We start from the raw sequence: 15,024 nt of genomic DNA on the forward strand, positions 1-15,024 counted from the left end.
CGCCCTGCCGCAGCAGCTCCCGGCGGACGTCGGCGGCCGGCACCCGGCGGGGCGGGCGGCGGCCGTGCACGGCCAGCGCGGCGCAGACGCCCGCGGCCTGGCCGGTGGCCATGGAGATCGGCATGACCCGGTAGGAGGAGTGGGCGACATGCGTGCCGGAGATGCAGCGCCCGGCGACCAGCAGGTGGTCGGTGTGCCGGGGCACCAGGCAGCGCAGCGGGATGTCGTAGGACTGGCCGCGGGGCACCCGGCGCAGCACGGTGCCGGTGCCCTCCGGGTTGTGGATGTCGATCGGGTACGCGCCCTGGGCGATGCCGTCCGGGAAGGCACGGGCGGCCATGATGTCGTGCCCGGTGAGCTTGTAGTCGCCCATGATGCGGCGGGTTTCCCGGACGCCGATCTGTACGCCGGTCTGTGCCGGGTAGGCATGTGCGAAGCCGGGGACGCGGTGGCGCAGGAAGCGGGCTATCTGCTCGAACTGGCGGCGGGCGGCGTACTCGGCCCTGGTCAGGTCCCACACGCTGGTGCCCAGCGCCCGGGTCACCCGGGTGCTGTTGACGCTGACCTCCCGCTCGTGCGGGGTGGCGAAGAACAGCACGTCCTCGCGGGGCAGCTCCAGCTCCCCGGCGGCCGTGGCCTCCGCGACCAGGTCCCACAGGCCGTGCACGCCGCGCCACTGGCCGGGATGGTCCCGGACGTAGGCGGCGAAGCCCTCCCGGTCGAAGTCCACCATGCGGAACATCAGGGTCATGGGCTGCACCAGGCCGTCCTCGGCCCGGCCCACCTCGTAGGGGGCTCCGGCGGCGGCCGCGATGTCGCCGTCGCCGGTGCAGTCCACCACCGCGCCGGCCTCGATCAGCAGCGGCCCGGACTTGGTCTCGAAGATCACGCCCTGCGCGGCCTTCCCGGTGCCCGGGACCCCGCCCTCGGGCAGGACCGAGGTGGCGAAGGAGTGGAACAGCATCCGCACCCCGGCCTCGTCCATCAGGTCCAGGGCGGTGAGCTTGAACAGCTCCGGGTCGAAGGGGACGGTGTAGCCGGTGGCGGTGGTGGGCGGGACGGCTCCGCCGCGGTCGGTGAGGCGGTCCAGCAGCCTCCACAGCGCCCCGGCGACGACGGGTTCCCCCTCGCCGTGGTCGGTCGGCAGCAGCCGGGTGCCGTCGCCGGCCAGGGCCTGCTTCTTCTCGTTGTGGAACGACATCAGCGGCATGACCAGGGCGGCGGTGGCGTTGCCGCCGAGGAAGCCGTAGCGCTCGGCGAGTATCACCTCGGCGCCGGCCTCGGCCGCGCCGAGTGCCGCGCCCAGACCGGCCGGGCCGCCGCCCACCACCAGGACATCGGTGCCGGCCGCCAGCCGGGCCTGCCGGGGCGGCAGGGCGACCATGCGCCGGTCGTCCGGGGGCTCGAGGATCGGCATGGCTGGGTGGCTCCTTTCCCGGCGGGCCCGGGCCGGCCCGCCGTCAGGTCCCGCCGCCGCGGGCGGCCGCCCGGGGTGCGGCGGTGCCGGGCGGGCTCAGCGGGGACCGGGTCTCCGCGCCGCCCGGTCCATCTCGTCGAGCAGGTCGCGGCAGTGGTCGCAGGTCTCGGCGGAGAGCGCGCGCAGGCCGTGTACCCGTTCCAGCAGCGCCTCACGGCCGCCCGGGTACTCGTCCCAGAGCCGGTCCACCTCGGCGAGCAGCAGCCCGGCGTGCTCGCGTGCCATGCCCACCAGCTCCGGCGCACCGGCGCGGCGGGCGAAGTCGAAGACCTTCCCGGCGTACGGCAGCGGCAGGAAGGGCACCCCGGAGAGCGCCGCGAAGATCAGGAAGTGCAGCCGCATCCCCACGGCCAGTTCCATCCGCCGCATCAGGCCGAGCAGCTGCGCCGGGCGGTAGGTGCCATTCAGGACGCGGCCCTGCTCGGGCAGCGTCATGTGGGCCAGTACGGCGTGCGCGTGCCGGACGTCCTGCCGCTCCATCGGCATGAACACCACGTGCGCGTCCAGGCGGCGGATCAGGAAGTCGGCGACGCCGGCCAGCAGCGCGTGGTAGCCGCCCTCGTCCAGGTGCTCGGCGGCCCGGCCGGGCTCACGCACCGACATGGCGACCAGCCGGACGCCGGCGGGTATGCCCTCCTTCTCCAGCATGCGGTCGGTGAACTTCTCCGGCTCCAGCAGCAGGGCGGGATCGGCGGTGACCGTGATCTCCCGGGCCACCCCGACCTCCTCCAGCACCAGCTTGGACTCCTCGTCGCGGACCACCACCCGGTCCATGTCGCGCAGCGCGCGGCGCACCGCGGACCGGTCCTCGCGTTCGGTGAGCGGGCCGGCGCCCAGTGCGTAGCCGAAGGTGTGCACCCCGGCGGCGTGCGCGGCGGCGACCAGCCGCAGATAGCGGCGGGCCTCGCCGTCGTAGAGGATGCCGCCGCCGCCCAGCACCAGCAGGTCGAGCCGGGACAGGGCGGCGGCCACGGCCTGCTGGCCGACCCCCTCCCAGCCCACCACCTCGTGCAGTCCGGGGTGGTGGGCGCGGGTGTGGTCGGGTCTGCGGCTGAACACCGTCAGCCGGGCACCGGGGCGGCAGCTCCGCAGGCAGCCGAGCACGCAGGTGAGGATGGATTCGTCACCGATGTTGAAGCCGCCGTAGGAGCCGAGCACGCCGATCCGGGGACCGGTGGTGCCGGCCGCGGCCGTGGCCCCGCCCGCTGCCATCTCCCGCCTCCGTTCCGTCCTGTTCCGGGCACCGGTGTGCAGTCCGTCCCGTGGGGCCGCCGGGCTGAGCCGGCCGGGGCCGGGCGGCCGGCTCAGCCGTGCTTGCCGCGGCCGGTGAGGGCGTCCCGGGCCCGGTCGACGAGCCCGGCGCCGGGGGCGAGCAGCTTGTTGGCGGGCGGGGTGTCGGGGGCGCTCGGGTGCGGCCGGGTCGGCGCCATGGACTTGGCCCGGCGCACCTTGTCGCCGAGCTCCTGCATCATCTCGGGCGGGCAGGACCGGGCCAGGCGCGGGAACAGATTGGTCTCCTCGTCCTGGACGTGTTCCCGGACCTCGCCCATGACCCGGGTGATCAGCCGGTCGAAGTCCGGGTCCCCGGCGTTCAGGCCCTCCAGCTCCTTCAGCAGCCGCTCGACGGTGGCGTGGTCCTCGATCTCCTTGTCGGCGATGCGGTCGCCGTCCGGGCTGATGTGCTCCCTGGTCGCCGGGTAGAGGTACTCCTCCTCGGCGACCGAGTGCCGCACGAGTTCGATGGTGATCTTGTCGGCCAGTTCCTTGCGCCGCTCGTCACCGGAGGGAAGCGACTCGATACGGCCGAAGAGGTCCTCCACCTCCCGGTGGTCGCTGGTCAGCTCGTCGACGATGTCCCCGCCATGTGCCATGTCCGTCCTCTTTCCTTTCCGTGGGGTGGGTGTGCTCGACGGGCCCGGGGCCCCGCCGGTCCGGCGGGGCACTCCTAGGCCGTCTCCTCGTCCCGCTCGCCCTCGGCCTGCGAGGGCGTGGTCACCAAGCCGTCGTATCCGTGTTCCTTGCCGGATGCCGGGTTGCCGGCGGCGGTGGCCGGGTCGGCGTCGCGTTCCCCCTCCGCCTGGGAGGGGGTGAGGTGACTGCCGTCGAAGCCGCCCGCCGGGTGAGGCGTCTGCTGCTCGGTCATGGCTGGTGCTCCTGCTCCTCGCGCTCGTCACGGTGGCCGCGGCTGTCGCGCACCCGCCGAGTCAAGCCCGCGGACGTCCGCGGAGCCCGGGATTCCTCCCTTGGTGGGCATGGCTGGGCCGCCGACCGCGATGGGCCGGCGCGAGGACGTTCCGGACCGCGCCCCGGCATCACCGCTGCCCGCCCGGGTAGCCCGCGGGCGGCGCCGGAAACCTCCGTTTCCGGCCGCGGCGTCCGCTCCGCCCTGCGGCGACGTGGCGCGCGTCACCGCCCGCGGGTGCTCCGCGCCACGTCACAGGAGAGCGCGCGGGCAGTACGCTGGCGGCGTCCCCGTGCTTGTCCCCACCGGCAGCGCTGCCGGTACCCGCGCAGCGCCGCGCGGAGCGCGTCCCCTGCTCGACCCGGGAGGCTGACTTCCGTGTGCGCCGATCTCACCCCGGTCATTTCCGCGACCACGCGGTGGCTGCTGCGCGCCTATCCGGCGCCCGGCGGGCCGCTGGCCACCGTCCTCGCCGAGGCACAGGCCCGGCAGGCGGTGACCGTCGCGGCGTGGCTGCGCTACCCGACGGCGATGGACGCCGCGCTGCTCACCCTCTCCGGGCCCGGCGGCTCGGGGCGGCTGGACTGGATCGCCGGGGCCGACGCGACGGTCGCCGCGGCGGGCGGCCCGGACGGGCCCGGACCGGAGGGCAGCCCGCAGGACGCCTGGCGGAGCTGGGTGGACGAGGCGGTGGCGAGCTGGGCGGCCTGTCTGCTCTCCTCGCCGTCCCTGGCCGAGCAGGCGGTGTCGCTGCTGGCCGACTGCGAGCAGGCGCCCTCGCCGGGCGGCTTCCGCCGCCTGCTGGCGCCGGACGAGCACGACCGCCGGGCGGCGGCGCTGCTGCGCCACCCGGATCTGCTCGCCCCCATAGCCGAGCTGCACCGCTCCCAGCTTGTCGACCGGCTCTTCCCCGACCCGGTCGGCACCGACTGAACGGGGCGGCCGCGGCCCGCGCGGGCAGCCGTGGACGCGGCAGGACGGGAAGGGAGAGCCCCACCGCGGCCGGGTGGCGGCCCGCGGTGGGTGTCCTCCGCAGCGGCGGAGCGGTGCGGGTCAGTTCCCGGCGGTGAGGGAGGGGCCGGAGGCCGGTACGGCGGCCGGGTCGTCGTCGCGGTAGAAGATGTCGATGTCGACCTCCTCGCCGCCCATGACCACGGTGTCCCAGGGGCCGCTGGCCACCATGGTGTGCAGGGTCTCGTCGTTCACCCGGCGCAGGTGGGTGCGGAGCGAGGCGTCGTCGGGCATGCCCGGGATGCGCGGGGCCAGGCGGTCGCGGATGCCACGGAGCCGGTCCATGAAGGCGGCCGTGTCGGCCTCCCGGTCCGCGCCGCCGGCCGCCGCGTCCTCGATGCTGCGGCCGATCAGTTCCTTGATGGCGTGGACCCTGCCCTGCTCGTCCGTGGTGACCATGGCGTTCCAGGCGCGGCTCTTGTGCCGGTACTGGAGCATCGACATGGCGGCTTCGTGGCGGGTGAAATCGGCATCGCGGAACGGGAGGCCCTGCCAGGCGCCGCCGAGGGTGCGCGCCAGGGAAATGGCGGAGGCGAGGCCGCTGTTCAGGCCGCGGCCGGGCCAGAAGTGAATGGCGTTGGCGGCGTCGCCGAGCAGGAAGCCGTACGTGCCCGGGGAGGAGGAGGTCGGGGAGTACAGCCGGGCGGTGAACCGGGGCCGCTGGACCATGTCGAGCCGGAATGCGGTGACCGCGGCCAGGTTCTCCTCCGGCACGCCCATGAACTCCAGGCCTTCCCTGACCCGGCGCCACAGCGCCGAGCCCTTGACCAGGGAGGGCAGGAAAAGGGTGTGGTGGGTGGCGCAGTGGTAGTCGCCGTAGTCGTCCCGGCTCATCACGCAGGGGCGGGAGGCGATGCACTGGGTGAAGACCTGCTTGACCGGGTCGATGCCGACGACTTCCCGGGCCTCCTCGTCGGTGAGGCGCATGTTGAGGAATCCGTCGCCGCGCAGCGCGTTCAGCAGGAAGCGGTTCTGCGCCACGGTGAGCAGCACGATCATGGGGTCGGTCAGCTCGGACTGGACCCGCAGGCCCAGGACGATGTCCTGCAGGTGCCGGCCGTCCACGGAGTAGATGGAGGTGTCGGCCTGGCCGAACTTGTCCTTGTAGAACTCGCGGGTGCGGGAGCGTGCTCCCTCGCAGATGACCAGGACGTGGTCCCTCGCCGTGGACTCGTGGTGTTCGTCCGGCACGAACCTTTCGGGTATCAGGGTGATGCGTCCGGGCTTTTCGTTGGCTATGTCCAGGAGCTTGTCCTCGATGTACCGGATGCGGATGTTCCGGGGGCCGCAGCCGCGGATGGAATCAGGTCCGGCCGGCCACATTTCGGTGTAATTGTCCCCCGTGAACAGCTCCTGCTGGATGTACTCGGGGAGGCCGAGGAACTGCCGGCTCTGGATCGTCACCACCTGCTGGCGCCGGACATTCCCCTGGCCCAGGTCCTTCCAGACGACCCGGGAGCCCTCCTTGGTCCACCGTTCGTCGTATATCGTGACGGCCACCGCCGGGCCCATGAGGTGGTCGAGAAGCAGGGCGAAAGCCAGCCCTACCGGACCGCCGCCGGTGACGGTCACATTCAGCACCGGAGGTGGTGGTGCGGTATCCGCCGTCCGCCCGGAGATCATGGATTCCGGCAGTGAGAAATCCGCAATCGTCTCCATGCCGTCGGCCGGTTCGAAGGCGAATGTCTCGTCGTCAATGGTGATGAGATCGCCGGGCTGCAGCACATGGGAGGTCACCCGCTTGCCGTTGACCTGCGTCCCATTCCGGCTGCCGCGGTCGTGGAGCACATAGTCGCCGTTCTCCCGGAGCACCTCGGCGTGAAAACGCGAGGCCCTGCGACTGGCGATCACCACATTGCTCCCGGCCTGGCGACCGAAGGTGAACGGTGCGTCACCGATCGGGAATCTCCGCCCGGCGAGCGGGCCCACTCGCCCGACAATCACAGGTGGCATGGGTCATTCCTTTCCATGGAGGCGTTGTGAAAACCCGGGAAACCGCCCAGGTCACGGGAGAGCGTGCGAACGGCATTCCAGCACCTTCTGTCGCACCCGCACCCGGCTCCCCCCTGGTCCCACAGGCCACAGCCGCCACTGCGTCATCCACCGCAACTTCATCACCACGGACACACCGCGCCGATCGCCAGCGGACACTTCCGGTTCCCCCCGCCCACGCGTGATCAGAAAACTGAACAGCTACTTTGTAGGGAGGCGGAGGAAGCAAGTCAAGTCACGAACTCGGCAGACGCACCGGTAACCGAAGCAATTCCGCACCCTCCGCTCCGTGCGGAATGTCAGCCATGCCTTTCGGCCAATTCCGCCCCCCGGGTCCCCGCCCGTCACCTCGCCGGGAAATCGGTGCACGAGCCGCTGCACCGGGGACGCCGCCCGCCGCGGACGGCCGCGCCGCCCCCTGACGCGGGGTGCGCCGGCGGTCACCGGCCGCACGGCGGCCGTTCGGCGCCCCGGGGTGCCGCCGGGCGCCCCGGATGTGCGGGATGTATTGACACTGGTGAAACGTGTTGGAAAACTCCCCCACTCAGAAAGCGCTTGCTGCAGCGCCGCCCGCCGCCGTCCCCCTCGCTTCCTTCCTCGTCCGCACCGCAGCCCGGCCCGGGGAATGAATCGATTCACTCCTGGACTCCGTCCAGGCCGGGGACCCGGGCGGCCGGCGTGCCGGCGGGCACACGGCAATCTCGATCGGGAGGACGGATGGGCAGAACAACTGCCAGAGCCCCTGGACGGCGCAGACGGGGGGTGCTCCGGAGCGCGCTGGCCGGGCTCACCGCACTCGCCGCGGCGGCCGTCGGCCTGGCCGTGCCGGGCTCCGCCGCCGCGGCGGAGGGTGACGGCCCCACGGTCTATCTGGCCAGTGACTCCACCGTGCAGACCTACGACCCCTACTGGGTCCCGCAGGCCGGCTGGGGCCAGATGCTGGACCGCTTCTTCACCGAGGACGTCACCGTCGCCAACCACGCGATCGGCGGACGCAGCTCGCGCTCCTTCGTCGAGGAGGGGCGGCTGGAGGTGATCCTGGAGCAGATCCGGCCCGGCGACTACCTCTTCGTCCAGTTCGGGCACAACGACGCCACCGTCAGCCGGCCGGAGCGCTACACGCCGCCGGAGGACTACAAGGAGTACCTCCGCAACGACTACATCGCCGGGGCCCGCGCCAGGGGCGCCGTCCCGGTGCTGGTCACGCCGGTCTCGCGGCGCTCCTTCGACCCCGGGACCGGCCTGTTCAACGTCTCCTTCCCCGAGTACGTGCAGAAGGTGCACGAACTCGCGGTGGAGGAGAACGTGCTGATGGTGGACCTGTCCGCATCCAGCCGGGCCTACCTGGACGACATCGGGCCGGAGGAGGCCAAGTCCGTCTTCCTGCACGTGCCGGCCGGGGTCTACCCCAACCGTCCGGACGGCACCACGGACGACACCCACTTCCAGGAGTACGGCGCCATCCAGATGGCCCGCCTGGTGGCCCAGGGGGTGGCGCAGCTCGACACGCCGCTGGCCCGGTACGTGCGGGAGGCCGGACCGCCCGCCGAGGTGCCGGCCGCGCCCGCCGGGCTGCGCACCGACACCGTGTCCAACGCCGGTGTCCGGCTGCTGTGGGACGAGGTCCCCGGCGCCGACATCTACCGGGTGCAGATCCGCGAGGCGGGCGACCCGGCCGCCGGGTTCCGGCTCGGCACCACCTCCACGGTCGGGGTCGCCCAGCTCGGCGACCTGGCCGAGGAGACCGCGTACGAGGTCCGGGTGGTCGCGGTGAACGCGCGCGGCGAGTCCCTGCCCTCGGCCGTGCTCGCCTTCGCCACCGTGGCGGCCGACCTGCGGTTCGACTTCGGCCCGGTGGGCCAGCCGGTCGGCGAGGGCTTCACCGGGATGAACCGCACCGTCCTCTACACCGGGGAGCGCGGCTACGGCCTGACCGAGACCGGTGCCATGATCGACCGGGACCGCGGGGACGGCGCGGACGACGTGGGGCGCGACTTCGTCGCCTGGTTCGGCGGCTCCTACGAGTTCAGGGCCGATGTGGCGAACGGCCGCTACGCGGTCCGGGCCACCGTGGGCGATCTGCTGGGCTCGGCCCGCACCGTCTTCGCCTTCGAGGGCTACGACTACGGCCAGGTCTCCTCGCCGAGCCGGCAGGTGATCACCCGGGACTTCGAAGGGATCCTGGTGGAGGACGGGCAGCTCAACGTGGTGCTGTCCGGCCAGACCGCGCATCTGAACGGCCTGGAGATCACCCGCATCGGCGACCTCCCCGGGGACGGCGGGGGCGGCGGCGAGGAGCCCCCGCCCGGCCCGCGCTTCATGGAGAAACTGGACCGGGCCCCGGTGGCCGTGCTGGTCGGCAAGGGCGACAACCCCAACAAGGGGGTGCGGCTCGGCTGGCGGATGCTGGGCACCGACCCGGACGACGTGGCGTTCCGCATCTACCGGGACGGCAAGCCCGTCACCGACGAGCCGCTGACCGGCGCCACCTCCTACTACGACGACAAGGGGAAGAAGAAGTCGGTCTACCAGGTGGTGACCGTGGCCGGCGGGCAGGAGACGGACCGCACCGCCGCCTTCGGCGTGTGGCGGGACCAGGCGCTGAAGATCCCGGTGAACCGTCCCGAGGGCGGCACCACCCCGGACGGCTCCGCGTACACCTACCACCTCAACGACGCCTCGGCGGGCGACCTGGACGGTGACGGCCGGTACGAGATCGTCCAGCTGTGGAACCCCAGCAACGCCCAGGACAACTCGCGGTCCGGCTACACCGGCAACGTCTACGTGGACGCCTACACCCTGGACGGCGAGCAGCTGTGGCGGATCGACCTGGGCCGCAACATCCGCGCCGGGGCGCACTACACCTCGGTCATCGTCTACGACCTGGACTCCGACGGCCGCTCCGAGGTGGTGCTGAAGACCGCGGACGGCACGGTGGACGGCACCGGTGAGGTGATCGGCGATCCCGGTGCCGACCACCGCAACCCGGGCGGCTACATCCTCACCGGCCCGGAGTACCTGACCGTCTTCGACGGACTGACCGGCGGCGCCGTCGCCACCACGGACTACGCACCCGAGCGGGGCAATGTCTGCGACTGGGGCGACTGCTACGGCAACCGGGTGGACCGGATGATGATGGCGGTGGCCCATCTGGACGGGGAGCGGCCGAGCCTGATCGTCTCGCGCGGCATCTACACCCGTTCGGTGCTGGTGGCCTTCGACTGGGACGGCACCTCGCTCAGCAAGCGGTGGACCTTCGACTCCCACCGGTGGGGCCCGACGTACGCCGGCCAGGGCAACCACCAGATGTCCGTGGCGGATGTGGACGGCGACGGCCGGGACGAGATCGTCTACGGTGCCATGACCGTGGACCACAACGGCCGCCCGCTGTACAGCAGCGGCCTGGGCCACGGCGACGCGCTGCACGTGGGCGACCTGGACCCGTCCCGCGAGGGCCTGGAGATCTTCTCGCCGTTCGAGTCGATGTCCGCCTCCGGCGGCATCGCCGCCGCCCTGCGGGACGCCCGCACCGGCGAGGTGCTGTGGTCCATGCCGGGCACCCGCGACACCGGCCGGGCCGCCACCGGGGACATCGATCCGCGGCACGCCGGGTCGGAGTCCTGGGCGGTCACGGCGGACGGCGCCTGGAATTCCCGGGCAGGCCAGCTGCGGGCCGCCGACGGCACGCTGCTCGGCGAGTCGATCCCGTCCGCCAACTTCATGATCTGGTGGGACGGCGACCCGCTGCGGGAGATCCTGGACCACTCCTTCGATCCGGACACCGAGACCGCGGGCCGCCCGTACATCGCCGAGTGGGACTGGGAGAACCAGGCGCAGGAGGAGATCCTCTCCCCCGCCGGGGTGTACTCCAACAACCACACCAAGGGGAACCCGGTCCTCCAGGCCGATCTCCTCGGCGACTGGCGGGAGGAGGTCCTCTGGCGCTCCGCGGACGACTCCTCGCTGGTGCTGTTCACCACCACCGAGCCGACCGGGCTGCGGCTGCGCACCCTGATGCACGATCCGCAGTACCGGCTGGCGGTGGCCTGGCAGAACGAGAGCTACAACCAGCCTCCGCACCCGTCCTTCTTCCTCGGGGACGGGATGGAGACACCGGCCGCGCCGGTGATCCGCTACGCGGGCGCCGCGCAGTAGGCGCCCCCGCCCGGCCTCGGTGCGTGTCGGTTCCCTTCACCTCGTGAATCGATTCATGCACCGAAGCAGGCGGGCGGCCCGCCCCCGGAGCCCGGGGGCGGGCCGCCCGCCGCCCGACCGCGCTGCGCAGCAGCGGGTTTGATCTGGTTTACCCAGTGATGAGAACAACGCCCACGCGGGCGGCGTTTCCGAAAAGTTACCCGCCTCCGGGTTCCCGCAGCAGCCCCGGGCTCCTATTGTAACGATTCACTTCGGGTGTCACCCATGGCTGCGGAGGCGANGCCTCCGGGTTCCCGCAGCAGCCCCGGGCTCCTATTGTAACGATTCACTTCGGGTGTCACCCATGGCTGCGGAGGCGATGACACCGCTCCTGAAGTGCTGGTTCACAGCAACCGTGTGACCACTGTGATGACAGAGCAGGGAGGCTCTTATGTCCATCAGAAAGGCCGCAATCCGCGGTCTCGCCATCGCGGCCGCAGGCTCACTCGCCCTGACGGCGTGCTCCGGCGACAACGGCGGCGGGGACAACGGCGGCGACAACGGCGGCACCGTCACCCTGAACATGCAGTGGTGGGGCAACGACGACCGCGCCGCCCGCTACGAGGCCGCGATCGACGCCTTCGAGGCCGCCAACCCCGGCATCAAGGTCAACACCGGCTTCGCGGCCTGGCCCGACTACTGGACCGCCCGCAACACCGAGGCGGCCGGCAGCGCGCTGCCCGACGTGCTGCAGATGGACACCTCCTACCTCCGCCAGTACGCCGGCACCGGCCAGCTGCTGGACCTGACCGAGCACGTCGGCGACGAGCTGGACCTGTCCGGTTTCGAGGAGTCCCTGGTCGACTCCGGCAAGGTCGACGGCGGCCTGTACGCCGTCGCCACCGGCACCAACACCCTGGCCCTCTACTACAACCCGGGCCAGCTCGCCGAGCTGGGCATCGATCCCCCCACCGAGGACATCACCTGGGAGGAGTACAACCAGCTCGTCATCGACATCTCCGAGGCCGGCGCGGACCTCGACCCGCGGCTCTACGGCGCCGGCGACTACACCGGCACCTTCTGGCTGTACCTCCAGTGGCTGCTGCAGCAGGGCATCGAGCCCTTCACCGAGGACGGCGGGCTCAACTTCACCAAGGAGGACATGGCCGCCTGGCTGGAGACCAGCGCCGAGGTCCGGGACGCCGATGCGGAGTTCCCGATCGAGCGCGCCGTCCAGCTGGAGCCGGTCACCGCGCTCGGCAGCACCGAGGCCGCCATGGAGTTCCACTGGGACAACTTCCTGGCCAGCTACACCGCCGAGGCCGGGGTGGACGACCTGCAGATGGTCCCGGTGCCCAGCGGCCCCGACGGGCAGAAGCACCAGTTCTTCAAGCCCACCATGCAGCTCGCCGTCGGTGCCAACACCAAGCACCCGGAGGAGGCCGCCAAGCTGATCGACTTCCTGGTCAACTCCCCCGAGGCCGGCGAGATCTTCGGCACCAACCTGGGCGTGCCCTCCACCCAGGCGCAGCGCGACGCGCTGGTGCTCGACGAGGGCAGCGTGGACGCCAGGGTGATGGAGTACGAGACCCTGGTCACGGAGAAGGGCTACATCAGCGAGGTCGCCCCGCTGCCGGTGGAGGGCTTCGGCTCCATCGAGGAGGAGTACCGCACGCTGGGCCAGGAGTTCGGCTACGGCGACATGAGCGTGCAGGAGTTCGTTGACCGCTGGTTCGCCGAGGCCGAGATCCACCTCGGCGGCTGACCCGGCGGGCCTCCTGCCGGATCATGCGATCCCACCCCTCATGCCCCACCGACGCACGATCGGAGCCACTGAAGTGACTCTCGCGGGAACAGCGTCCAAGGCAACCGAGGTCGGCAAGCCCGCGCGACGGCCGCACACCAAGCGGCCGTCGCGCCGGGCTGCGGAGACCCGGGCCGGATACGCCTTCCTCAGCCCGTGGCTGCTGGGCTTCTTCGGACTCACCGCCGGTCCGATGCTCGCCTCGCTCTACCTGGCCTTCACCGACTACAGCCTGTTCCGGCCGCCCGAGTGGATCGGCCTGGACAACTTCACCCGGCTGTTCGACGACCCCCGGTATCTCAACTCGGTCGAGATCACGCTGAAGTACGCGCTGATCGGCACCCCGCTGAAGCTGGCGGCGGCCCTCGGCGTGGCCATGCTGCTGCACAGCAAGCGGCGCGGCCAGGGCGCCTACCGCTCCTTCTTCTACGCCCCCTCGCTGATCGGCGCCAGCGTGTCCATCGCCATCGTCTGGCGGGCGATGTTCATCGACGACGGAGTGGTGGACCGGCTGGGCCAGGGCATCGGCATGGAACCGGGCGGCTGGGTCGGCGACCCGTCGATGACCGTCTACATGCTGATCCTGCTGACCGTCTGGCAGTTCGGCGCCCCGATGGTGATCTTCCTGGCCGGTCTGAAGCAGATACCCGGCGAACTGTACGAGGCCGCCGAGGTGGACGGGGCCGGGCCGATCCGGAAGTTCTTCCGGATCACCCTGCCGATGCTCTCCCCGGTGCTGTTCTTCAACCTGGTGCTGGAGACGGTCAACTCGTTCCAGATCTTCGGCTCCGCCTTCATCGTCTCCAACGGCACCGGCGGCCCGGCCGACTCGACCATGTTCTACACGCTCTACCTGTACTTCCGGGGTTTCCGCGACTTCCAGATGGGCTACGCCTCCGCCATGGCGTGGGTGCTGGTGCTGTTCGTGGGCGCGATCACCCTGGTGTTCTTCAAGACCTCGAAGTACTGGGTGCACTACTCCGGGGAGGGCCGATGAGCGCCGCCACCCACAGCAGCCCCGCCGCCGGCTCCACGGCACGGCGCGGCGCGGGCACCGGCTCCGCCACGGCGGACGTCCCGGCCGCGTCCGGCACGGGCGCGGGCACCGGGACCGGCTCCGCAGCACCGCCGGACGCCCGCCGCGGACGCGGACGCGGCCGGGCCGGGGCCCGCCGCGCCGGGCGCACCGCGCTGTACCACGGCTTCATCCTGGCCGTGGGCTTCGTGATCCTCTACCCGGGCGCCTGGATGGTGCTCTCCTCCTTCCGGCCGAGCAACGACATCGTCGGCCAGGTCAATCTGATCCCCAGCAACACCACGCTGGACAACTTCGCCACCGCGTTCAGCGGGATCGGCGGCATCTCGTTCTGGACCTTCTTCGGGAACTCGCTGATCCTGGCGGTGGGCGCGGTGATCGGCATCTGCCTGTCGTCCACCTTCACCGCCTATGCCTTCGCCCGGATCGACTTCATCGGCAAGGGCGTGTGGTTCTCACTGATGATCGCCACCCTGCTGCTGCCGTTCCATGTGGTGATCATCCCGCAGTACATCATGTTCAACGAGATGGGCATGGTGGACACCTTCTGGCCGCTGCTGCTGGGCAAGTTCCTCGCGGCCGAGGCGTTCTTCGTCTTCCTGATGGTGCAGTTCATGCGGAACCTGCCGCGCGAGCTGGACGAGTCGGCCCGCATCGACGGCGCGGGGCATCTGCGCATCTACTGGTCGATCATGCTGCCGCTGATGCGGCCGGTGATGGTGACCGCCTCGATCTTCGCCTTCATCTGGAGCTGGAACGACTTCTTCGGCCCGCTGATCTATCTCAAGAGCCCGGAGAACTACACCATGCCGCTGGCCCTGCGCCAGTACGTGGACCAGACCACCGTCTCGGACTACGGCGGTCAGATGGCCATGGCCGTGCTCGCCCTCGTCCCGGTGCTGCTGTTCTTCGTCGTCTTCCAGCGCTATATCGTCGACGGCGTGGCCACCTCCGGTCTCAAGGGCTAGGAAACAGCGATGACCAGCGGCAACAGAAAGCGGACCGGCGGCCGGACCGGGCGCGACGGCGCGCCCCGCCCGGCCTTCGCACTCTTCGGCGAGACGCTGCTGACCGGGGTGGCCGTGCTGGTGCTGTCCCTGCCGCTGGTCACCCTGCTCCCCGCGCTGGCCGCCGGCTGCGCCCATCTGCGCCGCCACCTGCGCGGGGAGAGCGAGCAACTGCGGGTGCTGTGGGCGGATTTCCTGGCCGCCTGCCGGACCCTGTGGGCGACCGCGGTGGCCGTCCCGGTGGTGGCCCTGGGCCTGGTGTGGAGCCTGTCGGTGGCCGAGGCCGGCGCCGTGCCGGGCGCCGCCGCGCTGCGCCCGGCGGCCCTGGCCCTGCTGGGCGTGTGGGGCGTGCTGGTGCTGCGGGTGGCCGCGGCCCGGTCC

At 71.6% G+C, this 15,024-nt stretch carries 11 protein-coding genes; 6 read left to right on the forward strand and 5 right to left on the reverse strand.

All coding sequences use genetic code 11. The annotated features are described in order from the left end of the window. The 4 genes from GQS09_RS21150 to GQS09_RS21165 form a co-directional block, all read right to left on the reverse strand. Nucleotides 1-1,417 (reverse strand): FAD-dependent oxidoreductase (locus GQS09_RS21150; RefSeq protein ID WP_165988663.1); only part of this gene is annotated, 1,417 nt, incomplete at its 3' end. 96 nt (nt 1,418-1,513) lie between these two features. Beyond that, nucleotides 1,514-2,689 carry a polysaccharide pyruvyl transferase family protein gene (locus tag GQS09_RS21155; protein ID WP_165988665.1) on the reverse strand — a complete coding sequence of 392 codons (1,176 nt, stop codon included), beginning with the start codon at nt 2,687-2,689 and terminating at the stop codon, nt 1,514-1,516. A gap of 92 nt (nt 2,690-2,781) precedes the next feature. Continuing rightward, nucleotides 2,782-3,348, reverse strand: coding sequence for a hemerythrin domain-containing protein (locus GQS09_RS21160; RefSeq protein ID WP_165988667.1), 567 nt, complete (start codon nt 3,346-3,348; stop codon nt 2,782-2,784). A gap of 74 nt (nt 3,349-3,422) precedes the next feature. After that, nucleotides 3,423-3,620 carry a hypothetical protein gene (locus tag GQS09_RS21165; protein ID WP_165988669.1) on the reverse strand — a complete coding sequence of 66 codons (198 nt, stop codon included), beginning with the start codon at nt 3,618-3,620 and terminating at the stop codon, nt 3,423-3,425. Nucleotides 3,621-4,037: 417 nt separating this feature from the next. On the opposite strand from GQS09_RS21165, the gene GQS09_RS21170 reads away from it, so the two are divergent. Continuing rightward, nucleotides 4,038-4,592 (forward strand): hypothetical protein, encoded by a 555-nt coding sequence (locus GQS09_RS21170; RefSeq protein ID WP_165988671.1) that lies wholly within the window; start codon nt 4,038-4,040, stop codon nt 4,590-4,592. A gap of 120 nt (nt 4,593-4,712) precedes the next feature. On the opposite strand, the gene GQS09_RS21175 is transcribed toward GQS09_RS21170, so the two are convergent. Then, a complete protein-coding gene (locus GQS09_RS21175; protein ID WP_165988673.1) occupies nt 4,713-6,623 on the reverse strand; it encodes an FHA domain-containing protein in 1,911 nt (636 codons plus the stop codon). An 801-nt stretch (nt 6,624-7,424) separates the two neighbouring features. Here GQS09_RS21175 and GQS09_RS21180 point away from each other — a divergent pair. The 5 genes from GQS09_RS21180 to GQS09_RS21200 all read left to right on the forward strand — a co-directional run. After that, the gene (locus tag GQS09_RS21180; protein ID WP_165988675.1) at nt 7,425-10,817 is read left to right on the forward strand and encodes a GDSL-type esterase/lipase family protein; all 3,393 of its coding nucleotides are present in this window, start codon (nt 7,425-7,427) and stop codon (nt 10,815-10,817) included. Nucleotides 10,818-11,247: 430 nt separating this feature from the next. Continuing rightward, on the forward strand, nt 11,248-12,561 hold the full coding sequence (locus GQS09_RS21185) for an ABC transporter substrate-binding protein (RefSeq protein WP_165988677.1): 1,314 nt from the start codon (nt 11,248-11,250) through the stop codon (nt 12,559-12,561). Nucleotides 12,562-12,634: 73 nt separating this feature from the next. After that, nucleotides 12,635-13,597 carry a sugar ABC transporter permease gene (locus GQS09_RS21190; protein ID WP_313896251.1) on the forward strand — a complete coding sequence of 321 codons (963 nt, stop codon included), beginning with the start codon at nt 12,635-12,637 and terminating at the stop codon, nt 13,595-13,597. Next, nucleotides 13,594-14,604 carry a carbohydrate ABC transporter permease gene (locus tag GQS09_RS21195; protein WP_165988681.1) on the forward strand — a complete coding sequence of 337 codons (1,011 nt, stop codon included), beginning with the start codon at nt 13,594-13,596 and terminating at the stop codon, nt 14,602-14,604. The genes GQS09_RS21190 and GQS09_RS21195 overlap by 4 nt, the downstream gene beginning before the upstream one ends. A 9-nt stretch (nt 14,605-14,613) precedes the next feature. Next, a partial coding sequence (locus GQS09_RS21200; RefSeq protein ID WP_207958097.1) for a hypothetical protein occupies nt 14,614-15,024 on the forward strand: 411 nt, incomplete at its 3' end.

This window comes from Streptomyces sp. YIM 98790 (assembly GCF_011421595.1).
Taxonomy (GTDB): Bacteria; Actinomycetota; Actinomycetes; order Streptomycetales; family Streptomycetaceae; genus Streptomyces.